Here is a 24,776-nt window from a genome sequence, read left to right on the forward strand (position 1 = left end):
GCAGCTAATCCACTAAGATCTCCAAAGGCTTGAAGTGCCAATTGAACGTAAAAATCCCAGAAGCGGCTACGCTTCGGGATTGTAATTGCAGGAGCGGGTCAATTCTGGAACAGCGCAGCTAATCCACAAAGATCGGTCAAGGCTTGAAGTGCCAATTGAACATAAAAATACCAGAAGCGGCTACGCTTCGACTGTAATTGCAGGGGCGGGTCAATTCTGGAACAGCGCAGCTAATCCACTAAGATCTCCAAAGGCTTGAAGTGCCATTTGAACATAAAAATACCAGAAGCGTGTACGCTTCGGGACTGTAATTGCAGGAGCGGGTCAATTCTGGAACAGCGCAGCTAATCCACAAAGATCGCCAAAGGCTTGAAGTGCCATTTGAACATAAAAATACCAGAAGCGTGTACGCTTCGGGATTGTAATTGCAGGAGCGTGTCAATTCTGGAACAGCGCAGCCAATCCACAAAGATCGGCCAAGGCTTGAAGTGCCAATTGAACGTAAAAATCCCAGAAGCGGCTACGCTTCGGGATTGTAATTGCAGGAGCGGGTCAACTCTGGAACAGCGCAGCTAATCCAGTGATGCTGAGCCAACGGCTTGAAGTGCTTTATGAGAACAAAACGACCAGAGGCGCCAGAGCGTTTTAGTATGGTAACTATGATATCAGTCATTTCACGAACCGCGCAGCTTATCTGTTGGTTGGTGCTAAGATATTAATCAAGCAGGTTTGTACTTTGATAAAAAAGTCTTTCGGGATCTAAAATTAATTCAGTTCTTTGTTACTACACCAAATCCAAAACCCGCTCTAAAGCCATACCACGGGAACCTTTAATGAGTAAGAGCGCGTTATCAAGCTCCAATTCTGAAACCTTTGACTTTAAATCTTCAAAGGTTTCAAAAAATCTGATTTTAGCAGCGTTTGAATTGGTTTTGTAAAAGTGTCTTCCGACGAAAATAACCGAATCCACATCTAGATCGCCAACAAAATCCACAATAGCCTGATGCTCCTGTGATGCCTCTTTGCCGAGTTCAAACATGTCTCCCAGAATGGCTATTTTTCTAGTGTGCTCTTGAATTTGTAAGTTTTGCAATGCAGCGAGCATACTGGTGGGATTTGCATTATAGGCATCCAAAATAATGTTCAGGTTGTTTTTTTCAATGAGCTGAGATCTGTTATTCTTCGGAACATAGGTTTCTATGCCACTCACTATGGCTTCGTCTGGAACCCCAAAATGAGAACCAATGGCAATGGCAGCACAGATATTGTTGAAGTTGTAAATACCCGTAAGTTTCGATTTGATTTCCGAAGTATTGAATGTTATGTTGAAATAGGGCGGTGCATGCTCTAAGCTGATGTCATTTCCAAATTTGATGATATCATCATAATCTCCAGCCTGTTTGATTTGTAAGGTGTCGGTTTCGTTGATGAAAATGGTTTTGTGCTGCTGTTTCAAATGTACGTAAAGCTCAGACTTCCCTTTAATCACACCTTCTACACCGCCAAAACCTTCAAGGTGTGCTTTACCAAAATTGGTAATCAAGCCATAATCTGGAAGCGCAATAGTGCATAAGAATTCGATTTCTTTTTGGTGGTTCGCGCCCATTTCCACGATGCCAATTTCGGTATCTTTAGTCAGTTCGAGCAATGTTAGTGGCACACCAATATGATTGTTGAGATTGCCTTTGGTGGCGATGGTGTTGTATTTTTGAGATAATACCGCGTTGATGAGTTCCTTGGTGGTGGTTTTGCCGTTGCTTCCGGTAAGCGCAATTATAGGCGTGTTCAATTGCTTTCGATGTTGGGTTGCTAGTTGTTGTAATGTGTTAAGGACGTTTGCCGTCAAAATATAACGTTCATCTACCGCATACTCCAATTCATCCACAATACAAAAAGAGGCCCCTTTCTTTAAAGCTTCCGAGGCAAATTTGTTTCCGTTGAAATTTTCGCCCTTCAGCGCGAAAAACATGCAGTTTTCACTAATGGTTCGCGTATCGGTAGAAACGGTCGAGCAACTTAGGAAACGCGTGTATATCTGGTCTATTGTCATGAAATAAATGTAATAAAAAAGTCCTAACTGCAACAGTTAGGACTTTTTTTATTTTTTTAAATATCAATTAGTTTCTTTTTTTGCCGCTGCCTTGTGTTTTAGAACCTACACGGGACATGGCGCATCTAAAGCCGATATAATCGGTGGCCATATCTTGTGGGAAATAACGACGTTGCGCTGGGTCAAGCCAATACGCACGGTCTCTCCAAGAGCCACCTTTGTAAACTCTAACTTCATCATTTATGAGCGAGGTTCTTTGGTTTGATTCATCATATTCTTTTACGATTTTTCCAAGCGAATCTCTTTCCACATTATGAAGCGGTGAATTGTACATTTTATGAGTGATCACATCTTCCTCACTTTCTTCAAAACTATCTGCATATTGACGTGAGGATCTGGCATCACCATCTCTAAAGTTTCTGTTGTCACTTTGGTCAAACTGAGTTCTCAAATACGTATCGTTTTCGTCGACGCCAACTTGTAGTATTTCGCCTGGCAAGTTTCTAGCTACGACTTTACCGTTACTTAATGTATCATAAACGATCTCTTCCGGAGTTACAATTTTAACTGTGCCGTCTTCAGTAATGGCGTTTTTGGTATAGACGTTACCTCTATAGTAGTTGAAATCGTTGAACTCATCATCAACAATAGGTCTATAAACATCTGCTACCCATTCGGCAACGTTTCCTGCCATGTCATACAAGCCATAAGGATTTGGTTCATAAGACATCACTTGAGCAGTGATATCTGCACCATCGTCTGACCAGCCAGCGATACCGCCATAATCACCTTTGCCTTGCTTAAAGTTGGCCAATTGATCCCCTTTGGTTTTACGGGCACCTGAACGCGTATATTGTCCGTCCCATGGGTATTTTTTACGGCCTCTGTACACATTGAAGCTCCTCAATTCACTCATGCCCAATGCTGCATATTCCCACTCGGCTTCGGTTGGAAGTCTGTAATCTGGTGATATAAGACCAGATTCACGATTTGCATACACATTAATGGTGTCTCCAGCAGCAGTGGTCTGTACGCGTCTTCTTGAACGGTCTGGGTTAATAATGGAGTCATTCCCACCGTAAGTTTCAGTTGGCGCATTTATATAGGTGTCCACGTTGAAATTACTTTCTCCGGTAGAGGTCAAATGAGAATCGCGCTCTAGGTAGCCAGCTTCTTGCAAAGTCATTTCAGCAACCCTGTCGGTTCTCCAATTTGCAAATTCCACTGCCTGGATCCAGCTTACGCCTACTACCGGATATTCTCCATACCCAGGATGACGCAAATAATTTTCGGTCATTGTTTCAGCATAACCCAATCTATTTCTCCAAACCAATGTATCTGGCAATACGCCGTGATAAATTAATCTGTAATTTTCTTCTTCTGGCGGGTAGGTTCGTTTAACCCAATCCAAAAATTCGAGGTACATTTTGTTGGTTACCTCAGTCTCATCCATATAAAAGGATTGAACGTGCTGTTGACTAGGGGCGTTGTTCCAATCGTGCATTGGATCATCTGCAACTCTACCCATGGTAAAAGTTCCACCTTCTATAAAAACCAATCCAGGACCGGCTTCTTGTTCTTGAAACTTATCGTTGTATTGAAAACCTCCATTCTTGTCATTGATTTTCCATCCTGTGGCTCTGGAGTTGCCATCGGAGGAATTTCTACTACAACCCACAATTGTTAAAGATGCCATTAGGGCCAATAGTATCCTTAGATTTAAGATGTGTTTCATGTTCATACTTTTTAAGTAAGCTAATTAATTTTAGAGACGCAATATAGTAATTAAAGGTAAACTAACAACATTTTTTTAAGATTTCATCGAAAAAAAGTGCATTTCAACCTATTTTTTATACCTAATAACGGATATTTCGCCGTTTTCAGGGCATGTGGCGTTTATATTAACGAACTTAAAAATTAATTATTGTTGTAAATTTGAACAAATACTACCTGCTCCATAATAACAAATGCCTAAAGTCGTTACTAATTGTATGAAAAAATCATTACCCATTTTCCTTATCCTTTGCAGTGTTTTGGCTTATGCCCAACAAAAAAAGTTTGAGATCAATTGGCAGGATAATAAAGTAATGGAGACCGAAACCACTAAGATGGAAGTCCCTGCTTTTGACGCGGCGCATTTCAGTTTTTCTGAAGAATCCGGACTAAAATATTTTGCGCAGTGGAAAGTGCCTTCTACCATCAACAGCGGTTCTTTGAAATTGAGCAATTTGTCTTATTCCGTTATGAGTGCCAATGAGCTTAAGGACTTACCAAGCCAAACCATCCCAGGCTCTCCAAACGCCACCTTGCGCAATGCTGTTGCTCGGGACAATCAATTTGCTTTCCTAGAGTTTTCGCCCATTATAAAGGAAAATGGTATCTACAAAAAAATAACCGGATTTGTGATTGATTACAGTTATGGATCAAACAGCAATTTGTACGCAAGAAACAACGAAAACATAGAGAATTCGGTTTTGAGCTCCGGCAGCTGGCATAAATTTTATGTCGATAAATCGGGCGTTTTCAAATTAAGTAAGAGTTTTCTCGATAGAATTGGAGTCAATACCAATGTTGACCCACGTACCATAAAGATATTTGGTAATGGAGGCGCGATGCTCCCCTTGATCAATCAAGACTTTTATCCGTTGGATCTTACTGAGAATGCCATAAAGTTTGTAGGCGAAGAAGATGGCACTTTTGACACTAACGATTATATCTTGTTTTATGCAGAAGGTCCGCGAGAATACAACGATGAAAGCAATACCAATATCAATCTTTTTACCGATAAATCCCACTATTTTGTTAACGTAGGTGCAGGCACTGGCAAACGCATCGCTCCCCTGAACCAACCGAGCGCAGCAGCAAATTTGACGGTTGATACTTTTCAAGATTATCAATTTTATGAAACGGATGAGTACAATATTGGCAAACTGGGTAGGCGCTGGTTTGGCGATCGTTTTGATGTGGAAAACCAGAGGGAGTATAAATTCAATTTTCCAAATTTGGTTAGCTCTGAGCCCGCTAGGGTAAAGGTGCTTACTGGAGCAGTTAATGAGGGTAACATAAATACAACAATGAGTGTTGTGATAAACGGGCAATTGGTAAACAGTATGACCTTTGCCCCGCTAAGCGCGCAAAGCAACTTGTTGGGAAGTTCTAGGAGTTACTCAAGCAACATCATCTTGAACGCTGCAGAAGTCACTTTCAATCTAAGTTACGACAATGCCGGTAATCCCACCTCAGTAGGCTATTTGGATTATATCTCTATCGAAGCGACCAGGCAATTGCGTTTTGAGGGGGCCCAATTCCCTTTCTATAATAAGGAGGTGTCAACAACGAGCGGTGTTGTGCAATATAACCTCTCAAATGCTGCAAATGTTCAGGAAATTTGGGACATAACAGATAAATACAATGTGGCGAGCGCCGCAAATTTGGAGCAAACTGCTGACTTTTCATTCAAGGAAACCGCAGGTTCACAAAAAAAATATGTCATCGTTTCCAATCTCAATTATTATGAACCCTTACGTGATGGAAATTCTTCCGTAGCCAATCAAAATTTAAAGGGAACCATTTTCAATAATACTCAAGGGGAGTTTGAGGATGTGGATTACCTTATTGTCACGCCAACTATTTTGCTGTCCCAAGCTCAGCGATTGGCACAGATCAACAGGGATAGAAATAACTTGAACGTGAAAGTGGTCACGCTTGATAAGATTTATACCGAGTTTAGCTCTGGAAACCAGGATATCGCAGCCATTCGCAATTTTGTGAGATATATCTATCAGAATGCCAGTAGCCCTGCCAATCGTATAAAATACGTGTGCCTATTTGGAGACAGTTCTTACGATTATAAGGATCGGCTACCCAACAACACCAATTTAGTGCCTTCTTGGCATTCTAATAATGCCTTTAGTTTGACGAATTCCTTTGTTTCTGACGATTTCTTTGGAATGATGGATCCACAGGAAGGCTCCATGGTTACCTCAGACCGATTGGATATCGCCATGGGTCGTATTCTTGCCGAAACACCTCAACGCGCCAAGGATATGATTGATAAGGTTGAAACTTATTACGCCGAAGATTCCTTCGGAAGTTGGAGAAACAACATCGTGGTCATTTCCGACGATATTGATAAGCCCGGAGAGCAAAACCTTCAGTTGACCACAGATGCCATTGCTGATGAGATAACTACCCAAAAACCTTTTATAAACGATATAAAAATCCATTCCGATGCCTTTCAGCAGCAAGCTACAGCGAGCGGAGAACGCTATCCAGCAGTCAATAAAGCCATAAAAGACGCCATTGAGGTAGGAGCTTTGGTGGTCAATTATTTTGGTCATGGCGGAGAAGACGGTTTGGCTGCCGAGCGTATCTTTACCAAGGTAGATGCCCAAGAGATCAGGAATATTTGCAAATACCATCTCTTTGTGACCGTGACCTGTGAGTACACCAAATTTGATAACCCCCAACGTTTAACCGCTGGAGAATTTACGTATTGGAATAAGGAAGGTGGAGCCATTGGCTTGATCACGACCACGAGACGTATCTTTTTGAATACAGGTGTGGATTACAATGTGGTATTGGAGAAGTACTTATTTGCGTACGGTTCTAACGAGTATCCAAGTATGGCGGAAGCCTTGCGACAAACAAAGAATGACAATGCACTTGCTGGGAACCCCCAAAAAACCTTGGTGTTTTATATCGGGGATCCTGCGATGAAGTTGGCGATACCAAAACCAGATATCAAACTTAGCGCCGTTAATGATGTGCCTTTAGATCAACAAACTGAAGTGCTCGAGGCTTTGGGTCGGGTCAAAATGTCTGGCAAGGTGTACGATTCCCAAGGTAACTTTTTGCCTAATTATAATGGTGTGCTTACCGCCACTGTTTTTGATAAGGAAATACAAAGACAAACGCTCGCCAATGACGGGACAGTAAATGGAGGCGTGGTTACAAAGATGGATTTTAGAACCTTGGGCGAAACCATCTTTAGGGGGCAGGCCACGGTTACCAATGGTAATTTTGATTTCAATTTTGTGGTACCACGGGATATTGGTGTGCCTGTGGGCAATGGTCGGGTTAGCTTTTACTCAAAACAGGATAATATTTTAGATGATAAGTCGGGATTCAATAACGAGATTCAGGTGGGGGGCATCAATGAGAATGCTGCGGAAGACAATATTGGCCCGGTCATAAATCTATATATGAACGATGAAAATTTCGTTTCTGGCGGCATTACCAACGAGCAACCTACTTTGTTGGCGAAACTTCAAGATGATAATGGCATCAACACAGCAAGCGGCATTGGGCATGACATCACTGCAATCATCGATGGTGATGAGATTAACCCTTTTATATTGAATGATTATTACCAAGCCAATGTGGACGATTATCAAAACGGAAAGGTAAGCTACCCGTTCAGGGATTTAGAACCAGGATTGCATACCTTGACCTTAAAAGCTTGGGATGTTTACAACAATGCAGCCACCGCCGAAATTGATTTTGTGGTGCGTGATAAAGATGAAGAACTGGTCATTGAAAACGTTTTGAATTACCCAAACCCCTTTATTGATTATACCGAATTTTGGTTCAATCACAATAGTTCTGATGTTTTGGACGTTTCTGTACAGATATTTACCGTGTCAGGTAAAATCGTGCGCACGCTCAACGGGCAAACCTCTGGCGGCAGCAAGGTGAGCAGTTCTTTGTCTAAGGATATTGTTTGGGATGGTCGCGATGATTTTGGCGATAAAATTGGAAAGGGCGTTTATATCTATAAATTGAAAGTGCGATCCAACCAATTGAACAAGCAGGTGGAAAAGATAGAAAAACTAGTGATACTATAAACTCGTCTAGGCTTTTTGTCTTTAACCGAAAAGTTAAGTGCTCTTTGCAATAAAAATATATATTTGTTAACCATTAATTGGTCTAAAAGCCTCCCCATGAACACACACATCCAAATGAAAAAATACATTCTACCCCTAATCTTACTTACAATCTACAGTACTTCCAATGCACAGCAGGAAGGTCAAACCATCACATTTCCAAATCAATCTTCAGTGATTACCACTGCGGTTCCTTTTATGCTTATCGCGCCAGATGCGCGTTCCGCAGGGATGGGAGATATGGGTGTGGCCACTTCGGTTGATGCCTATTCCCAACAATGGAACTCAGCAAAATACGCCTTTTCTGAAGCAAAATCTGGTATTGCGGTTAGTTATACGCCCTACTTGAGTAAGTTGGTAAACGATATTTCTGTGGGGTACCTTACCTATTTCAATAGAATTAACGAGCAAAGTGCCTTTGGCTTCAGTTTCAAGTATTTCGGATTGGGAGAAATTGAGATCAGGCCAGATGAGTTTTCACAGCCAACTATAGAAAAACCTAATGAATTTACCGTGGATGTGTCCTATTCTTTACGATTGGCGCAGCAATTCTCCATGGCGGTAGCTTTGCGATACTTGAGGTCAGATCTTAGAATTCAAGCCGTAGATGCCAATGCCCAAGCTGCTGGCTCTTTTGGTGTGGACATTTCAGGATTTTATCAAAGTGAAGAACAAGCTTATGACAGCTTTAACGGAAGAACCCGTTTGGGTTTCGCCATTCAAAATTTAGGGCCGAAAATCAAATATGATGATGGGGGTCGCGAAAACTTTTTGCCAACCAACCTAAGACTGGGTGGTGGCTTTGATTTTATTTTTGATGAATACAATAAATTAGCGGTTACTGCTGAGGTCACCAAGCTATTAGTGCCTACACCACCGTTATTTGGTTTTGTTGACACCAACGGTGACGGTGCTCAAACCAACGACGATCCAGCAACACCAGATATCAACGAAGCTGAGCAGACGATCATTACTCAAGGTCAAAGCACAGATGTGAGTTTTCTTTCGGGCGTGTTCCAGTCCTTTGGTGATGCTCCAGGTGGTTTTAGTGAAGAGTTGAAAGAGTTCACTTGGGCTTTGGGCGCAGAATACCTCTATCAAGATTCCTTTGCATTTAGAGCAGGTTACTTCAATGAAAGTGATGATAAAGGCGCTAGAAAATTTTTCGCCTTGGGTGCAGGGTTTAAATACACCACCATCAATATTGATTTGTCCTATCTGTTTTCTGCATCTCAAATCCAGAGTCCGTTGGAGAATACTTTACGCTTCTCGCTGTCCTTTAACTTTGGAGAGGGAGAGTATAGAGAATACTAGAGCTCACGGATATTCATAAGGACATAAGACCCTGCCTACCGGCAGGCAGGCGCGGCGCTCTTAGATTATAGATTATAGACTCGATTTGCACTAACTGTTCATTTACTTCCAGAAATTTATGGATGTCGAATAATTTCAGCAAAATCCTGGAGTTTTAGGTAAAATGATTTACGTCTAGCCTCAAACCTCTAGCTGCTAGCCTCTAGGTTCTAGCATCTAACCTCTAACCTCTAGCTTCTAGCTTCTAGCCTCTAGCCTCTAGTATTACTGCCAAAATCATTAAATTTCCTTACTTTTACAACACAAAAAAACTATTGTTAACCGCAATGGTTTTTTTGTCTAAACCCGTTTCCTAATGAAAGACATAAAAATAGAAACTACACTTACTGTTTTTGAAACCATAAATGAATTGCCCGATGATATGGCGGCATTGATGCAAAAAGCCATAGACATTAGATTAAAAGCTTATGCACCATACTCCAATTTTCTGGTAGGTGCAGCCTTATTGCTGGATAATGGCAAAGTCATCACCGGCAACAATCAAGAAAATGCCTCCTACCCATCTGGTCTCTGTGCCGAGCGCACAGCAATTTACTATGCAGGCTCACAGTTTCCCGATGCAAAAATTGTAAAAATGGCATTGAGTGCGGGCCCTAAAGCTAAAGGTACCGCTGTGCCAATTCCGCCATGTGGCGCTTGCCGGCAGGCCATTTCGGAATATGAGGTCAAACAGGAGCTGCCTATCGACATTTATTTCATGGGTACCACGGGAAAAGTGGTGCGCTCTAAATCATTAGAAAACTTACTGCCATTGGGATTTGACAGGAGTTTTTTGTGAAACACATTCTAATCATGCTTTATGAAAGGTCAAATAATCAAAGGGTTAAGCAGGAGCCTAAAACTTGGAGTAAGTTCAATATTTCGCACTAAATTTTACGATTTTCGGTTTTTTGGTTACTAACTAAAGTGTTACTTTTGCTATTCGTTGGCGTCTACAGGAAATTTATGGGACTGCCGCGCGTAAAGCAGGGGCCATGTTGGTCATTATTTTGAAGTAAATACTAAAATTAAATGCAAAAAGTCACAAAAGAGGTTTACCTAAAATGGTACGAGGACATGTATTTCTGGAGAAAGTTTGAAGATAAACTCGCACAGGTGTACTTAAAACAAAAAGTAAGAGGTTTTCTTCACTTATACAACGGTCAGGAAGCAGTTTTAGCAGGAGCATTGCACGCGATGGACTTGACCAAAGATAAAATGATCACTGCCTATAGAAATCACGTACAGCCAATAGGCATGGGGGTTGACCCAAAACGTGTTATGGCAGAACTATATGGTAAGGCAACCGGAACTTCCCAAGGCCTTGGTGGCTCCATGCATATCTTTTCAAAGGAATTTCGTTTTTATGGAGGTCATGGTATTGTGGGTGGCCAGATTCCTTTAGGCGCAGGTATTGCATTTGGCGATAAATATCACGATAAAGATGCAGTAACCCTGTGTTGCTTTGGTGATGGTGCAGCGCGTCAAGGCTCACTACATGAGACTTTCAATTTAGCCATGTTATGGAAATTACCAGTGGTGTTTGTATGTGAAAACAACGGTTATGCCATGGGAACATCTGTTGCTAGAACCGCAAACCATACCGATATCTGGAAACTGGGCTTGGGTTATGAAATGCCTTGTGGTCCCGTTGATGGGATGAACCCGGTGAAAGTAGCTGAAGCATTTGACGAAGCGATTGAGCGCGCCAGACGTGGTGATGGGCCAACATTTTTGGAGATGAAAACCTATCGTTATAGAGGGCACTCCATGAGTGATGCACAACATTATAGAACTAAGGATGAGGTCAAGGAATACGAAAAAGTTGACCCTATCACTCAAGTGAAGGATATTATTCTAGAGGAAAAATATGCTACTGAAGACGAATTGGCAGCAATTGACAAGCGTGTTAAAAAACGCGTCGTAGAATGTGAGAAATTTGCCGATGAGTCTCCTTTCCCAGAAAAAAGCGTCATGTACGATGTGGTATACGAGCAAGAAGATTATCCATTTATAGAACACAAAATATAAGCTATGGCAGAAATTATAAACATGCCTCGTTTGAGCGATACCATGGAAGAAGGTACCGTTGCCTCGTGGTTGAAGAAAGTGGGGGATAAAATTGAGGAAGGCGATATTTTAGCTGAAATTGAAACCGATAAAGCGACGATGGAATTTGAGTCCTTCTATGAAGGCACTTTGCTTTATATTGGCGTACAGGAAGGCGAAACTACTAAGGTAGATGAGCTTTTGGCCATTATTGGTGAGGAGGATGAAGATATTTCTGAATACACCAACGGATCCTCAAAAGCTAAGTCTGAAGATAAATCTGATGATGATTCCGATGAAGATAAGGAAGATAAGAAAAAGGCTTCCGATGAAGACGAAGATACTTCCGAAGAAAAAAATTCCGAAGAAAAATCTGAAAAAGCCGCTAAAAAGGATAAAGCGGAAGCGTCTGAAGACGAAGATGAAGACGAAGCTAAAGACGAAGCTGAAGATGAAACTTCCAACGAAGATGCCTCTGGAGACTTGCCAGAAGGCGTTACCGTTGTAACCATGCCACGACTTAGTGATACCATGGAAGAAGGCACTGTGGCGACTTGGCTCAAAAAGAAAGGTGATCAAGTGGAGGAAGGCGATATGCTTGCCGAAATCGAAACAGATAAAGCCACGATGGAATTTGAATCCTTCCAAGAAGGTACCTTATTACACATTGGTCTGGACGAAGGTGAGACTGCAAAAGTAGATGCGCTCTTAGCGATCATTGGCCCAGAAGGAACAGATGTATCCAACATTATAAAAAACTTTAAGGCTGGAGGCGATGCTTCTGCTAAAGAAGAAAAACCTAAAAAAGAGTCAAAAGAAGATTCTAAAAAGGAAGAAAAGAAAGACGACAAAAAGGAGGAGCAGAAAACTGATAAAAAAGAGGAAGCTCCAAAACAAGATACTAAGAAGGAAGAAAAACCCTCAAGTTCAAGTTCAACTTCAAGTTCAAGTTCATCCTCGGATTCATCCCGAGTATTCGTTTCCCCATTGGCCAAAAAAATGGCTGAGGAGCAAAACATCAACTTGTCCCAACTTAAAGGTTCGGGCGAGAACGGTCGTATTGTAAAACGCGATATCGAGAATTATACGCCTCAAGCAGCTTCCGCAGCGGCTTCAGGAGAATTTGTTGCTACCGGGCAAGAGGATTACGAGGAGAAAAACAATTCGCAAATGCGCAAGGCCATTGCTAAGGCCTTGACGAATTCCAAATTCTCTGCACCACATTATTATTTGAATGTGGAGTATGATATGGAGAACGCGATAGCGTTTAGAGCACAATTCAATTCTGTGCCAGACGTGAAGATTTCTTATAACGATATGATCGTTAAGGCCTGTGCGCTCGCTTTGAAAAAGCACCCACAAGTGAACTCACAATGGTTTGCAGATAAAATGAGACTCAACCACCACGTACATATTGGTGTTGCGGTTGCGGTTGAAGATGGCCTCGTGGTGCCTGTGGTCAAATTTGCCAATGAACAAACCTTGCCACAAATTGGTGCAGCAGTGAAAGATTATGCGGGCCGTGCAAGAAACAAAAAACTGACTCCCCAAGAAATGGAAGGCAGTACTTTTACGGTTTCTAACTTGGGGATGTTTGGTATTGAGAGCTTTACATCAATTATCAATCAGCCAAATTCCGCAATCCTATCTGTAGGAGCTATTGTTGAAAAACCAGTAGTCAAAAACGGACAAGTTGTTGTTGGAAATACTATGAAATTATGCTTGGCCTGTGACCATAGAACGGTTGATGGCGCCACAGGAGCACTGTTTCTGGAAACCTTGAAAGGTTATATTGAAAACCCGATCACGATGTTGATGTAATTGCAACTTTCAATTGATATAAAAATCCCAATTCCTGTTTTAAGGTCTTGGGATTTTTTATCTTTAGCTCTTAAAAATATGCTGTGAGGTTTCGAAAACCTTGTAGCTATTTCCCAATCAACTAATGATACCTGCAGGGAGATTGCATCTTGCCTCGCAATGACACTTTGAAGGCCGCTAACACATTTTTTACATGAAATCAATTACTTCCTTTTTTATCTTGCTGCTACTTTTAAGTTGCAAATCTTCAGATAAACCTACAACCACCTCTAACAACATTCCGTCTTCAGAATTAAAACAAACCGTTGAATACTTGTCATCAGATGAACTGTTGGGACGTGAAGCTGGAAGTGATGGCATCGAAAAAGCCGCCGTTTATCTCGAAAAACAAATGAAGGCTAATGGCGTTCAACCGTATTTTAAGACCTATCGCGACACTTTTGAATTTCAAGATACAAGAGCGGCGCAAGCGGGAGAAACACCCAAGACCATAAATGCTTTCAATGTGGTAGGCGTGGTTGAAGGCAGCGACCCAAAACTAAAAAAAGAGTACATTCTTTTAGGAGCACATTACGATCATATTGGCCTCGGAAAAGTGGTAGAAGGCGATTCCATTGCCAATGGCGCCAACGATAATGCCGCTGGAACAAGTGCGGTGCTGGCTTTGGCAAATCATTTTGCAAACGCCAAGTCCAATAAACGAAGCTTGATCTTTGCTTTATTTTCTTCTGAAGAAAAAGGGCTTTTGGGCTCTAAGCATTTGGCTGAAAAATTAAAGGAAGAAAACGTCAACCTCTATGCCATGGTCAACTTTGAAATGATTGGCGTGCCTATGAAAGACCGCGAATACGAAGCGTATCTCACTGGATTTGAAGCCTCGAACATGGCGGAAAAAATGAATGAATATGCAGGTTCAAATTTGCTGGGATTTCTTCCGAAGGCCAAAGAATACCAATTGTTCATGAGGTCTGATAATTATCCGTTTTACGAGCAGTTCAAGTTGCCTGCACAAACCATTTCTACTTTCGATTTTACCAATTATGACTATTACCATCATGTGGATGATGAAGCAGAATTGATGGATTATGAGCACATGGCCAATTTGATTACTAAAATGATTCCCGTAATTGAGAAAATGAGCAATACCCCAACCCAAGATATTAAATTGTATGAAAACTAAAAACATCATCATCACAGGAACAAGTAGAGGCATTGGCTTTGAGTTGGCGCAGCTTTTGGCGGCCCAAGGTCACAAGGTTTTGGCGCTGTCAAGAAATGCCAATCCAGTGACTAATCTCAAGCTTGAAAATATTTCGGCTTTTGCTTTCGATTTGAATGCTGAAGGCGATTACAAAAAAGTAGAGCAATTCATCAAAAATGAATGGAAACATGTGGATGTCCTCATCAATAATGCAGGCGCTATCGTGAACAAACCGTTTGCTGAAACGTCTATGGACGATTTTAAAAAAGTCTATCAAACCAATGTGTTTGGCGCTGCAGAACTCACGCGCATCGTCATCCCATTTATGAAAGCTGATGGTCATGTGCTTAGCATTAGCTCTATGGGCGGTATCCAAGGCAGTATGAAATTCCCTGGTCTTGCAGCCTACAGCTCCAGTAAGGCTGCGATTATTACATTAACCGAATTATTGGCTGAGGAATATAAGGAAGCCGGTCCGCAATTTAATGTGTTGGCCTTGGGTGCGGTACAAACCGAGATGTTGGCGGAAGCCTTTCCGGGTTATGAGGTACATACTTCAGCGAAGGGGATGGCGACCTATATCGCGGACTTTGCCCTAACGGGAAATCAATTTTATAATGGGAAGGTGTTGCAGGTGTCTAATTCTACGCCTTGAGCTTTTAATTTAGGAGAAATTGAAAGCTTTCAGGTTTTTAAAACCTGAAAGGTCTAAACTATAGAGTTGCTAAAGCCTTAAAAATCTTTTTTGACTTTGAAGTTCCATTCCTCGAGCAAGTACTCGGTTAGTTTTTTAAGCTTGTTTTTGCAAGCTCTGACATGAAAACTTCCATCAACAGAGATTTTCAAGAACTTCATTAAATTTGGTACGCTTACCTAGATTTAATTGTTCAATACCTTCTTGTATTTCCGAACGTTCTGACGGGTTTAATCTATTCCAGAAATCGGCATCTTCATTCGAAATGAATTCCTTTAACCTCTTAATGAAACTATCGTTTTCACTGTTCAAGATTATTTTGGCAAGTTCGATTTTTGATGCTTGAATATCCATAATATTTACTCTTCTCAAATATTTAAAAAAAACAGCTAAGAACTCAAATCACTTTTTTTGTTGAGTAGTTCGCTTAAACTACTCGTATAAACGGAGACGGTTTTTAACAGTAGTAAGTTCCACTTGCAATCGCTCCATTTTTTCGAGCATGTTGAATACTGTGTCAATGCCTTCAAAGTTGAGATTTAGCTCTCGGTGCAAGCGAATCATTTTCTCAAGCTCTGGCATCCGGTCTTTATGGATGCAATAAACCTGCTCAACCGTTGTGATTTCTATGAGTCCGTAGTTTTTGAGCTCGTCAAAAAAAGACAGTTCCAAATGGTAATGGGTGCATAGTTCTGGGATGGGTATGAGATGTGTATCTTTCATGTCTATTGTAATTTTGCTAATTCTTCAAAGAGTGCTTTTTCCTTGTCGTTTAGTTTTTTAGGCATTTGTACCTTAAAATTAATGTATAGGTCGCCATGTTGATTCTCTTTTTTATACTTCGGAAAACCCTTGCCTTTCAATTTGACTTTAGTGTCGTTTTGGGTTAGGGGTTTGATGTTCAACTTCGCTTTTCCGTCGAAAGTATTCACTGTGAGCTCACCGCCTAAGACCGCTTTGTAAAGGTCAAGCTCAACATCTTTATAAAGATTGGCGCCATCACGTTTAAAATCGGTGTTGTTTAAAATCTGGAACTCAATCAACAAATCCCCATGAGGCCCTCCGTTTTGTCCGGCACCGCCTTTGCCTTTGATTCTTATGATTTGCCCGTTGGTAATACCGGCAGGAATCGTTAAACGAATGTTCTTACCATTGACGGTAAGCACCCGTTTTTCGGCCGTGTAAACGTCCTTTAAATTGAGTTGCAATTGTGCATTAAAATCCTGACCCCGATATTTTACGTTGGAACCTCTGTTCGAAAATCCGCCGCCAAACATGGATTCAAAAAAATCGGAATATTCGCCATCACCAAAACCTTCAAAGCCTTGCGCGTTTCCCGCATATTGCCGCGAACCTTGCTGTTGGCGTTGCTGTTGTTCTGCTTGGGCATAGGCATCGCCGTGTTTCCAGTTTTCGCCGTATTTATCGTATTTCTTGCGATGTTCTGCATTGCTCAGCACCTCGTTGGCCTCGTTGACTTGTTTGAATTTGACTTCAGCTTCCTTATCGTTGGGGTTGAGGTCGGGATGGTATTTTCTGGCCTGTTTTCGGTATGCTTTTTTGATTTCGGCAGTGGAGGCGCCTTTGTCAAGACCTAGGATTTTATAGTAATCGATGAATGCCATAGTTGGAATGTTCGGTGGAAAAATTTGTTAACTGTCTCGCTAAGTTAAACGTTTTTTTTACCAATACAAACGCTCAGTCCGTTAAGAATTGCCTTAATTTGGTAGTGATGATCCTCAAGAAATTGCATCATGATGCCAGGATGTTGAGTGATATTATATAGGATGACTTAGCATGTGAGGCATGGTGTTATCTTTTGAAGCGCTTAGACGACATCTTTGATATCAAATAATAACGCAGACTGGTTTTTCGAAATATTAATTTAAGTTCTGTTTTTTTGCGGTCTCAACTCTAAGGTCAATTAGCCTTGGCTTTAAACATTTAGCTCAATGTTTATTCTTAATTTTACAGCCATGTCCATAAAAAAACCAAAATACAAATGCATCATCTTTGATTGTGACGGGGTGCTGGTCGATAGCGAAGCCATAGGGAATCAAGTCTTGGTTGATATGGCCAATGGTCTGGGAGCCAATATTGATTTGGACTATGCCCTGACGCATTTTAAGGGAGGCTCAATGAACAGTGGTATTGAAAAAATCTCAAAACTCATAAGCGAACCAATGCCTGCCAATTTCGAAGCACAGTACCGCGAGCAAAGTTTTGAAAATTTCAAGAAGCATATCCAGCCCATTGAAGGCGTTGTGAATATCATCAAACAACTCAACCTGCCTTTTTGTGTGGCGTCTAGTGGTCCAGAATCCAAAATCAGGCTCAATTTAGAACATACGGGATTGTTGCCTTATTTTGAGGGTAACATCTTTAGTTGTTATACCATCCAAAAATGGAAGCCAGACCCTGCCATTTATCTTTGGGCAGCAAAAACCATGGGCTTTAAGCCAGAGGAATGCGCGGTCATAGAAGATAGTCTTCCAGGTGTAACTGCAGCAAAAGCAGGTGGATTTCCAGTTTTAGGCTATGCCGCCCACGATTTCAATAATGAATTGGAAGGCAATGCCGATGTGGTTTTTCAGGATATGAAGGATTTGGAACATCTGCTTTAGGTCTTGCGTTTCTAAAGAACTCAATGCAAACAAAACGAAATCAAGAGTGCGTTTGAAACTCCAAACCTGGCCCGGCTGGCAGGTTCTAAATTCCAGGTGTCGTACTGGGGCTTAATCGGTCGTTTTTGAAAGCTTTACTTTTTTGGCGTAACTTTTATTTCCATTAATTTCTATGGCTTCGGAATGGATTTCTGCAACAATTGAATCCTGAAAAAGCCTAGCTTCCGTAGCAACTTTTTATCTCTAGCATAAACATTTACAATCAATCGGAAATCTACATCCACATTCCTCTCGAACTTCGACGTGCAAATTAAAAAAGTGGGTGTAGTTTTTTTATCCCATCATTTGGCCAAACACAGCAATTTAAGTTGCACTATAAAATTGGTGAATTTCGCTTAGTTTATAGAAGTAAATCGGCTATTTTTGTCCCATGCAACAAGCGCTTGAACAATTTGTCCCGAAGCAGGCCATTACACCATTAATGACGCTTTTAGACCATGAACACCTGACTATAAAAGTCAAAAAAGAACGAAAATCCAAACATGGTGATTACAGGTCTTTACCCAATGGTTTTCATCAAATCACGATCAATGGCAATTTGAATCCGTACCGGTTTTTGATTACCACCGTGCATGAAATCGCCCATTTCGAGGCCTATAAAAACTACGGAAAACACATCAAGCCCCATGGGAAGGAGTGGAAACGCACCTTTCAGCATTTGATGCTGCCGTTTTTGAGTCCGAGTATTTTTCCTTCGGAATTATTGCCCCTGCTGGCCAGACATTTCAAAAACCCGAAAGCGAGCTCAGATACCGACATTGATTTAGCCTACGCATTAAAACAATTTGATGCGCCCAATGATAAGACCTACGTTTTTGAAGTTCCAGAAGGCACTGCCTTTAAATTGTATAACGGTAGAGTTTTCAGAAAAGGGAATAAACGCACAAAACGCTATGAATGTTTGGAATTGAAAACAGGTCGGTTATATTTGTTTAACCCGAATGCTGAGGTGGAGGTTTTGGAGTAGGTTTTTAGTCTTCAGTTTTCAGTTTTCAGTCTTCAGTCTCCAGTCCTCAGTTTGAAGGCTTTTGTCTTAAGTAACTAGGGCGGCTGAAACAGCGACAATCTGGGTTGTGGATGGGTCTTGGTTTTTATGAGCTTGAAAGCGATTAAAAGAACGATTATTTCTGGAGCATTTCAAATTCTTCAGAATAAGCATTAATACAGGGTTGAACTCTGAAAATGAATTAAAAATGAACACAAATTATTACGCCATCTTAATGGCAGGCGGTGTTGGGTCACGATTTTGGCCAGTGAGTACAGAAGCATTTCCGAAGCAATTTCACGATATGTTGGGCACTGGGGATACTTTGATTCAGAAAACCTTCAAACGCTTATCGAAATTGATTCCGAAGGAAAACATCTTCATTTTAACCAACGAGCGTTACAACGATTTGGTTTTCGAGCAATTGCCAGAAGTGACCAAGCGCCAAGTGGTTTTGGAGCCTGCCATGCGAAATACCGCACCTTGTATTTTATATGCTGCTTTAAAAATCCAAAAGGAAAATGCCGATGCGGTTATGATCGTGGCACCAAGCGACCATTGGATTGAGGATGAAAATGCCTTCGCCCAAAATGTGCAAAAAGCATTCGATTTCTGTTCAAAACATGATGCTTTGATGACTTTGGGCATACAACCTACCTTTCCAAATACTGGATATGGCTATATTGAATACGATAAGACTTCCGAAGAAGAAATTAAACCGGTGAGTCAGTTTCGCGAAAAACCAGACTACGACACGGCAAAATCATTTATAGCCCAAGGCAATTTTCTTTGGAATGCGGGTATTTTTATGTGGAGTGTAAAAAGCGTTGTGGAAGCCTTTAGGAATAATCAAGCGGAATTGTACCAACTTTTTGAGACAGGCATCAACGATTACAATACGGACCGTGAACACGATTTTATCAGTCAAAATTACGCCAAGGCTGAAAATATTTCGGTGGATTATGCCATTATGGAATCTAGTAAAAATGTGTACGTGTTGCCAGCGACCTTTGATTGGAACGACCTAGGTACTTGGGGAAGTTTGTATGATAAACTCGACAAGGACGAAGCTGATAATGCAGTTGTTAATGCAAAGACCTTAACCCAAGACGCCAGTGGAAACATGATTAGGTCCAAAGCCAACAAGATTGTGGTGGTTGATGGACTCAAGGATTATATTATTGTTGATAAAGAAGAGGTTTTGCTTATCTTTCCGAAGACAAAAGAACAGGATATTAAAAAAGTGCTCCAAAAGGTCAAGGACAAATTTGGGTCACAGTTTGGTTAAACTATGAGTGACGAGCATAAATTCAATTTTTCTGAAGAAGAAAGCCAAGAGCAAAAGGAAAAGGCGGTAGAGCAATCTAAGGATGCGATCAAAAAAGATGCGCTAGGCCTTTGGGAAAGCATTAGCCTGTTCATGCACAATTTGCTTGACTTTAGAGACGATACCGATCGTGATGCGACCATTATGGCCATTAAGGGAGATATCCCATTTAAAGGCGCTACTGCCTGGATTTTGGTATGCTCTATTTTTGTAGCATCCATTGGTCTCAATGCCGATTCTACCGCAGTCGTTATTGGCGCGATGTTGATATCGCCACTTATGGGTCCGATTTTGGGTGTTGGTCTTTCTATAGCAGTCAACGATATCGACACCTTAAAACGCTCATTGATCAACTTGGCCACCATGATTGTGCTGAGTTTGTTGACCGCGTTTTTATTCTTTGCGCTCTTTCCTCTAAATGAAGAAACATCTGAACTCCTAGGGAGAACTCGTCCTGATATTCGAGATGTCTTGATTGCATTTTTTGGTGGTTTGGCGCTTATCATTGCCCGAACTAAAAAAGGGACCATTGCTTCTGTTATTTTTGGGGTGGCCATTGCCACTGCCTTAATGCCGCCACTGTGTACCGCGGGCTATGGATTGGCCGTGGGCAATTGGAGTTACTTTTTTGGTGCGATGTACTTGTTTAGTATCAATACCATTTTTATCGCATTGGCCACGTTTATTGTGTTGAAGATCTTGCGCTTTCCTATGCAGAAATATGCCAATTCTGCTAAACGAAAACGCATTTCGAGAGTGGCAACCTTAGTCGCCATCGTGGTAATGATACCCGCAATTTGGACGTTTTTAACGGTATTACAGGAAAGTAAATACGAAAGGGATTATAAGGATTTTGTCTCCAATGAAATCGATGCCAACCCTAATCTTTGGTTGCAGCGCAAAGACATGGATGTGCAAGCCCGAAAATTGACCTTTTTCTTCAATGGTGACGTGTCTGATGATATGTCCAGCGCACTCCAAAATCGCCTCAAAGATTACGAGAACATCAATGACTTTGAGCTCATCATCAATGCCAATAAAACCAGAAGCATGGACCGATTATCTGAGTCGCTTGATCGTGCTTATGAAGATTTGGATGAAAAGGATAATATTGTTGCTGGTTTGCAAAAACAAATCGAAGCACTGCAGTCTAATATCACTAATTTGAACAAACAGGTGGAGGCCAACAACAATCAAGTGGGAGGATTTTCATTTACGAGCTTGTCTCGAGATGCGAAGGTTCGTTTTCATGATTTGGAGTACTTTGGGTACTCAAAAATGTTGCAATCCAAAGATTTTATAAACATTGACACTGTGGCTTTGGCCAATGTGAAATGGAGCGGCTCTTTAAATGATAGTTTGAGAACAGTTAAAGAAGCCCAGTTGTCTAAATGGTTAAAATCGGAGCTAAATCTCGATACCATCATCATCAAGCGAAACTAGATTATTGGCGTTCTTCCAAATACATTTGTCTTACTTTTTTAAATAAATCAGAGGAGTACACAAAATTGGTTACCGCTTCGTTATCTGTTTTGAAGATGGTTTTGTTAGAGCCTTCCCAAGCTTTGACTCCATCTTTTAAAAAGACGATTTTCTGACCAATTTCCATGACCGAGTTCATATCGTGCGAGTTGATCACTGTGGTGATGTTGTATTCTTCGGTAATTTCTTGAATGAGATTATCAATGACAATGGCCGTTCTAGGATCCAGTCCTGAGTTAGGCTCATCACAAAATAAGTATTTAGGTCGGTTTACGATGGCTCTTGCAATGGCAACCCGTTTTTGCATACCACCTGAAGCTTCACTTGGCATTTTTTTATGGGCATCCTCGAGATTCACACGTTTTAAAACTTCATCGGCACGATCTGCCATTTCGCTTTTGCTTTGCTTGGTGAACATACGCAATGGAAACATGACGTTTTCTAAAATATTCATGGAGTCAAAAAGTGCGCTTCCTTGAAAAACCATCCCCATTTCTGCTCTAAGATCACTTCGTTGGTCATCACTCAGTCCAGAATAGGGTCTGCCATCATAAATGATTTCCCCTTTTTCTGGCGTGAATAATCCGAGCAGGCATTTGAGAAATACGGTTTTTCCAGAGCCACTTTGTCCTATGACCATACTGGTCTTTCCTTCTTCAAAGGTGGTTGAAATGCCTTTTAAAATACGTGCATCGCCAAATGATTTTTCTATATCCTTAACTTCTATCATGTGCTGAGTAGTAATTGCGTTAAAATGTAATTCAGTAAAATAATTACCACACTGGTCCATACAAAAGATGTGGTACTGGCTTTACCAACTTCCAAAGCACCGCCTTTCATGTAGAAACCATAAAATGAAGGGATGGTTGCTAAAACAAAGGCAAAGACTATTGTTTTTAAAAATGCGTAAAAGATATGAAATGGTATAAAATCTAATTGTACGCCTGTGATGAAATCATCCACAGTGCCAAAATCGCCAAAAATCACCGCAGCCAGCCCACCAACAATACCTAGAAACATCGCAATGGAAATCACGAAAGGATAAAGCATCAAAGCGACAAACTTAGGAAACACGAGGTAATTAACCGCATTGATTCCCATAACCTCAAGCGCGTCTATTTGTTCGGTAACACGCATGGTGCCAATACTGGATGTGATGTAGGATCCTACTTTACCCGCCATGATTATGGAAATAAATGTAGGCGCGAACTCCAATATAATGGATTGTCTCGTCGCAAAACCAATCAAGGATTTTGGGATCAAGGGATTGTCTATATTTAAGGCGGTTTGGATCGTGACGACACCGCCAACAAAAAACGATATGAAAGATACAATGCCCAAGGAGCCGATAATCAAGTCTTCAATGTCCTTAAAAACCAAGCGACGCATCACAGACCATTTGGTGGGCTTATGAAACATTTGGCCAATCATCATAAAATAAGTGCCAATATTATGCAGGTATGTCATAGCTGAATTTGTTACGGTAAAAGTAAAAAAAATCTTAATGGTATTTAACCTTAAGTTTAAAAGATGCTAAACTAAAATCTGTACTTTTGAACAAATAAAACATCCACATCCAATGAAATATTTAATAAAGCTCATGCTCGTTCTTTTAGTTGTGGCCTCCTCTAAGGCGCAAACTTTAAACGAATCCAATGCTTCCACAACTAAAATCGCGCAAGATTCAAGGCCAAAGTTGGTAGTAGGTATTGTGGTTGATCAAATGCGTTACGATTATCTTACAAGATTCTACGACCGTTATGGAGACGGTGGTTTCAAGCGTATGATGACTGAAGGATTCAACTGTAAAAACAACCATTTTAATTATGTGCCTACTTATACTGGTCCCGGTCATGCCTCGGTTTATACAGGTACAACTCCAAAATACCATGGTATTATTGGTAATGATTTTTACGATCGTGAACGTAAAGAAATGGTCTACTGTGCTGGAGATGACAGTGTGCAATCTGTAGGCACACAAGATGATGCCGGTAAAATGTCACCGCATCGCATGAAAACCACGAGTTTTACCGATGAAAACCGTTTGTTTACGCAAATGAAGGGTAAAACGATTGGTATTGCCTTAAAAGATCGAGGAGCCATACTGCCAGCAGGTCATACCGCGAATGCCGCCTATTGGTTTCATGGCAGGGATGAAGGCGCATGGATTACCAGCACTTTTTATAGAAATGACCTACCAAAATGGGTCAGTGATTTCAACGATTCAAATGCTGCGGAATATTATTTTAAAGTCTGGGACACCTTTTACGATATGAGCACCTATACTCAAAGCGGATTGGATGAGAACGACTTTGAAGGCGGTTTTAGAGGTCAGGAGAAAGCCACGTTTCCTTATGACCTGTCCAAACTGAGCAAAGACAACCGTGAGTTCGATATTCTTAAAGCAACGCCTTATGGCAATAGCTTGACCACAGATTTTGCGATGGCGGCTATAAAAGGAGAGCAATTGGGCAAAGACGATGTTACAGATGTTTTGACCCTTAGTTACTCCTCAACCGATTATGTGGGTCACAATTTTGGGGTCAACTCCAAGGAGATTGAGGATACTTACATTAGACTGGATTTGGATTTGGAACGATTTTTCAAGTTTTTGGATGCAGAGGTAGGCAAGGGCGAATACACCGTTTTCTTGACCTCAGATCATGGCGCTATTGAGGTGCCATCCTATTTAGCTTCAGTAAAAATACCTGCTGGGTATTTAGATAACAATCTGCGAAAAGAACAGTTCAACACCTTTTTACAAAACACCTATGGCACGACAGAAATCATGGAAAACTATAGCAACAGCCAAATATTTCTAGATCGTAAAAAAGTGATGGATATGGGACTGGATCTTCAAGACGTGCAGCAGGCCATTGCCAATGAGCAGCTTACTTATGAGCACATGGCCAAGGTTTATACAGCCACAACAATGAGCACCAATGATTTTACATCAGGAGTTGAAGAACTGCTCCAGAATGGTTTCAACCAAAAGCGATCAGGAGATGTGATTTTGGTAAACGATATCGGCTATATTTCTTACGGAAAAACCGGTTCAACACATGGGAGCGCGCTCAATTATGACACGCACGTGCCTTTGTTATTCTTCGGAAAAGGTATCAAGCAGGGCGCTACCTTTGATAAAACCGTTATCTCTGATATTGCCCCAACCATGTCGGCGCTTTTAGGGATTAGTTTTCCAAATGGATCCACGGGTCAGCCCTTAGGTTATGTGATTGATTAAG

19 protein-coding genes are annotated in these 24,776 nt (G+C 41.2%); 12 read left to right on the forward strand and 7 right to left on the reverse strand.

Annotated features, from left to right (window positions below; translation table 11 throughout):
* Positions 1-784 precede the first annotated feature (784 nt).
* Together ESY88_RS11735 and gldJ are read right to left on the reverse strand one after the other, a co-directional pair.
* Positions 785-2,050, reverse strand: a complete 1,266-nt coding sequence (locus tag ESY88_RS11735; protein WP_147086945.1) for a UDP-N-acetylmuramoyl-tripeptide--D-alanyl-D-alanine ligase — start codon at positions 2,048-2,050, stop codon at positions 785-787.
* Positions 2,051-2,117: 67 nt separating this feature from the next.
* The gene (gene gldJ, locus ESY88_RS11740) at positions 2,118-3,791 is read right to left on the reverse strand and encodes a gliding motility lipoprotein GldJ (RefSeq protein ID WP_147086944.1); all 1,674 of its coding nucleotides are present in this window, start codon (positions 3,789-3,791) and stop codon (positions 2,118-2,120) included.
* A 250-nt stretch (positions 3,792-4,041) separates the two neighbouring features.
* On the opposite strand from gldJ, the gene porU reads away from it, so the two are divergent.
* The 7 genes from porU to ESY88_RS11775 all read left to right on the forward strand — a co-directional run bounded on the left by porU (position 4,042) and on the right by ESY88_RS11775 (position 15,014).
* Positions 4,042-7,896, forward strand: a complete 3,855-nt coding sequence (gene porU, locus ESY88_RS11745) for a type IX secretion system sortase PorU (protein WP_147086943.1) — start codon at positions 4,042-4,044, stop codon at positions 7,894-7,896.
* Between the two features lie 114 nt (positions 7,897-8,010).
* Positions 8,011-9,249 carry a type IX secretion system outer membrane channel protein PorV gene (porV, locus tag ESY88_RS11750; RefSeq protein ID WP_147086951.1) on the forward strand — a complete coding sequence of 413 codons (1,239 nt, stop codon included), beginning with the start codon at positions 8,011-8,013 and terminating at the stop codon, positions 9,247-9,249.
* 355 nt (positions 9,250-9,604) lie between these two features.
* On the forward strand, positions 9,605-10,087 hold the full coding sequence (cdd, locus tag ESY88_RS11755) for a cytidine deaminase (RefSeq protein WP_147086942.1): 483 nt from the start codon (positions 9,605-9,607) through the stop codon (positions 10,085-10,087).
* Positions 10,088-10,320: 233 nt separating this feature from the next.
* Positions 10,321-11,319, forward strand: a complete 999-nt coding sequence (pdhA, locus tag ESY88_RS11760) for a pyruvate dehydrogenase (acetyl-transferring) E1 component subunit alpha (RefSeq protein ID WP_147086941.1) — start codon at positions 10,321-10,323, stop codon at positions 11,317-11,319.
* Positions 11,320-11,322: 3 nt separating this feature from the next.
* Complete coding sequence (locus ESY88_RS11765; RefSeq protein ID WP_147086940.1) at positions 11,323-13,158, forward strand: pyruvate dehydrogenase complex dihydrolipoamide acetyltransferase; 1,836 nt, start codon at positions 11,323-11,325, stop codon at positions 13,156-13,158.
* A 193-nt stretch (positions 13,159-13,351) separates the two neighbouring features.
* Complete coding sequence (locus ESY88_RS11770; RefSeq protein ID WP_147086939.1) at positions 13,352-14,338, forward strand: M28 family metallopeptidase; 987 nt, start codon at positions 13,352-13,354, stop codon at positions 14,336-14,338.
* Positions 14,328-15,014, forward strand: coding sequence for an SDR family NAD(P)-dependent oxidoreductase (locus tag ESY88_RS11775; RefSeq protein ID WP_147086938.1), 687 nt, complete (start codon positions 14,328-14,330; stop codon positions 15,012-15,014). Before ESY88_RS11770 ends, ESY88_RS11775 begins: the two co-directional genes overlap by 11 nt.
* A 174-nt stretch (positions 15,015-15,188) precedes the next feature.
* On the opposite strand, the gene ESY88_RS11780 is transcribed toward ESY88_RS11775, so the two are convergent.
* The 3 genes from ESY88_RS11780 to ESY88_RS11790 form a co-directional block, all read right to left on the reverse strand.
* A complete protein-coding gene (locus tag ESY88_RS11780; RefSeq protein WP_147086937.1) occupies positions 15,189-15,407 on the reverse strand; it encodes a hypothetical protein in 219 nt (72 codons plus the stop codon).
* Between the two features lie 78 nt (positions 15,408-15,485).
* A complete protein-coding gene (locus ESY88_RS11785) occupies positions 15,486-15,776 on the reverse strand; it encodes a chaperone modulator CbpM (protein ID WP_147086936.1) in 291 nt (96 codons plus the stop codon).
* Between the two features lie 2 nt (positions 15,777-15,778).
* Positions 15,779-16,678: a DnaJ C-terminal domain-containing protein gene (locus ESY88_RS11790; protein WP_147086935.1), complete on the reverse strand. Its 900-nt coding sequence runs from the start codon at positions 16,676-16,678 to the stop codon at positions 15,779-15,781.
* A 351-nt stretch (positions 16,679-17,029) separates the two neighbouring features.
* Here ESY88_RS11790 and ESY88_RS11795 point away from each other — a divergent pair, with 351 nt between their 5' ends.
* From ESY88_RS11795 to ESY88_RS11810, 4 genes are all read left to right on the forward strand, one after another.
* The gene (locus ESY88_RS11795) at positions 17,030-17,677 is read left to right on the forward strand and encodes an HAD family hydrolase (RefSeq protein WP_147086950.1); all 648 of its coding nucleotides are present in this window, start codon (positions 17,030-17,032) and stop codon (positions 17,675-17,677) included.
* Positions 17,678-18,107: 430 nt separating this feature from the next.
* Positions 18,108-18,704: a SprT-like domain-containing protein gene (locus ESY88_RS11800; RefSeq protein WP_147086934.1), complete on the forward strand. Its 597-nt coding sequence runs from the start codon at positions 18,108-18,110 to the stop codon at positions 18,702-18,704.
* A 226-nt stretch (positions 18,705-18,930) separates the two neighbouring features.
* Positions 18,931-20,010, forward strand: coding sequence for a mannose-1-phosphate guanylyltransferase (locus ESY88_RS11805; protein WP_147086933.1), 1,080 nt, complete (start codon positions 18,931-18,933; stop codon positions 20,008-20,010).
* 3 nt (positions 20,011-20,013) lie between these two features.
* Positions 20,014-21,492: a DUF389 domain-containing protein gene (locus ESY88_RS11810; protein ID WP_147086932.1), complete on the forward strand. Its 1,479-nt coding sequence runs from the start codon at positions 20,014-20,016 to the stop codon at positions 21,490-21,492.
* Position 21,493: 1 nt separating this feature from the next.
* On the opposite strand, the gene ESY88_RS11815 is transcribed toward ESY88_RS11810, so the two are convergent.
* Both ESY88_RS11815 and ESY88_RS11820 read right to left on the reverse strand, forming a co-directional pair.
* Positions 21,494-22,261, reverse strand: a complete 768-nt coding sequence (locus ESY88_RS11815) for an ABC transporter ATP-binding protein (RefSeq protein ID WP_147086931.1) — start codon at positions 22,259-22,261, stop codon at positions 21,494-21,496.
* Complete coding sequence (locus tag ESY88_RS11820; protein WP_147086930.1) at positions 22,258-22,998, reverse strand: MlaE family ABC transporter permease; 741 nt, start codon at positions 22,996-22,998, stop codon at positions 22,258-22,260. The genes ESY88_RS11815 and ESY88_RS11820 overlap by 4 nt, the downstream gene beginning before the upstream one ends.
* A gap of 112 nt (positions 22,999-23,110) precedes the next feature.
* On the opposite strand from ESY88_RS11820, the gene pafA reads away from it, so the two are divergent.
* Entirely contained in the window at positions 23,111-24,775 is a 1,665-nt protein-coding gene (gene pafA, locus ESY88_RS11825) for an alkaline phosphatase PafA (protein WP_147086929.1), read from the forward strand.
* Position 24,776 lies beyond the last annotated feature (1 nt).

Origin of the sequence: Subsaximicrobium wynnwilliamsii (assembly GCF_007997225.1) — a bacterium.
Taxonomy (GTDB): domain Bacteria; phylum Bacteroidota; class Bacteroidia; order Flavobacteriales; family Flavobacteriaceae; genus Psychroserpens; species Psychroserpens wynnwilliamsii.

Coding starts and splice junctions, on each gene's coding strand:
- ESY88_RS11735 (WP_147086945.1), bottom strand. CDS start 2,050: ATGACAATAGACCAGATATACACGCGTTTCCTAAGTTGCTCGACCGTT.
- gldJ (WP_147086944.1), bottom strand. CDS start 3,791: ATGAACATGAAACACATCTTAAATCTAAGGATACTATTGGCCCTAATG.
- porU (WP_147086943.1), top strand. CDS start 4,042: ATGAAAAAATCATTACCCATTTTCCTTATCCTTTGCAGTGTTTTGGCT.
- porV (WP_147086951.1), top strand. CDS start 8,011: ATGAAAAAATACATTCTACCCCTAATCTTACTTACAATCTACAGTACT.
- cdd (WP_147086942.1), top strand. CDS start 9,605: ATGAAAGACATAAAAATAGAAACTACACTTACTGTTTTTGAAACCATA.
- pdhA (WP_147086941.1), top strand. CDS start 10,321: ATGCAAAAAGTCACAAAAGAGGTTTACCTAAAATGGTACGAGGACATG.
- ESY88_RS11765 (WP_147086940.1), top strand. CDS start 11,323: ATGGCAGAAATTATAAACATGCCTCGTTTGAGCGATACCATGGAAGAA.
- ESY88_RS11770 (WP_147086939.1), top strand. CDS start 13,352: ATGAAATCAATTACTTCCTTTTTTATCTTGCTGCTACTTTTAAGTTGC.
- ESY88_RS11775 (WP_147086938.1), top strand. CDS start 14,328: ATGAAAACTAAAAACATCATCATCACAGGAACAAGTAGAGGCATTGGC.
- ESY88_RS11780 (WP_147086937.1), bottom strand. CDS start 15,407: ATGGATATTCAAGCATCAAAAATCGAACTTGCCAAAATAATCTTGAAC.
- ESY88_RS11785 (WP_147086936.1), bottom strand. CDS start 15,776: ATGAAAGATACACATCTCATACCCATCCCAGAACTATGCACCCATTAC.
- ESY88_RS11790 (WP_147086935.1), bottom strand. CDS start 16,678: ATGGCATTCATCGATTACTATAAAATCCTAGGTCTTGACAAAGGCGCC.
- ESY88_RS11795 (WP_147086950.1), top strand. CDS start 17,030: ATGTCCATAAAAAAACCAAAATACAAATGCATCATCTTTGATTGTGAC.
- ESY88_RS11800 (WP_147086934.1), top strand. CDS start 18,108: ATGCAACAAGCGCTTGAACAATTTGTCCCGAAGCAGGCCATTACACCA.
- ESY88_RS11805 (WP_147086933.1), top strand. CDS start 18,931: ATGAACACAAATTATTACGCCATCTTAATGGCAGGCGGTGTTGGGTCA.
- ESY88_RS11810 (WP_147086932.1), top strand. CDS start 20,014: ATGAGTGACGAGCATAAATTCAATTTTTCTGAAGAAGAAAGCCAAGAG.
- ESY88_RS11815 (WP_147086931.1), bottom strand. CDS start 22,261: ATGATAGAAGTTAAGGATATAGAAAAATCATTTGGCGATGCACGTATT.
- ESY88_RS11820 (WP_147086930.1), bottom strand. CDS start 22,998: ATGACATACCTGCATAATATTGGCACTTATTTTATGATGATTGGCCAA.
- pafA (WP_147086929.1), top strand. CDS start 23,111: ATGAAATATTTAATAAAGCTCATGCTCGTTCTTTTAGTTGTGGCCTCC.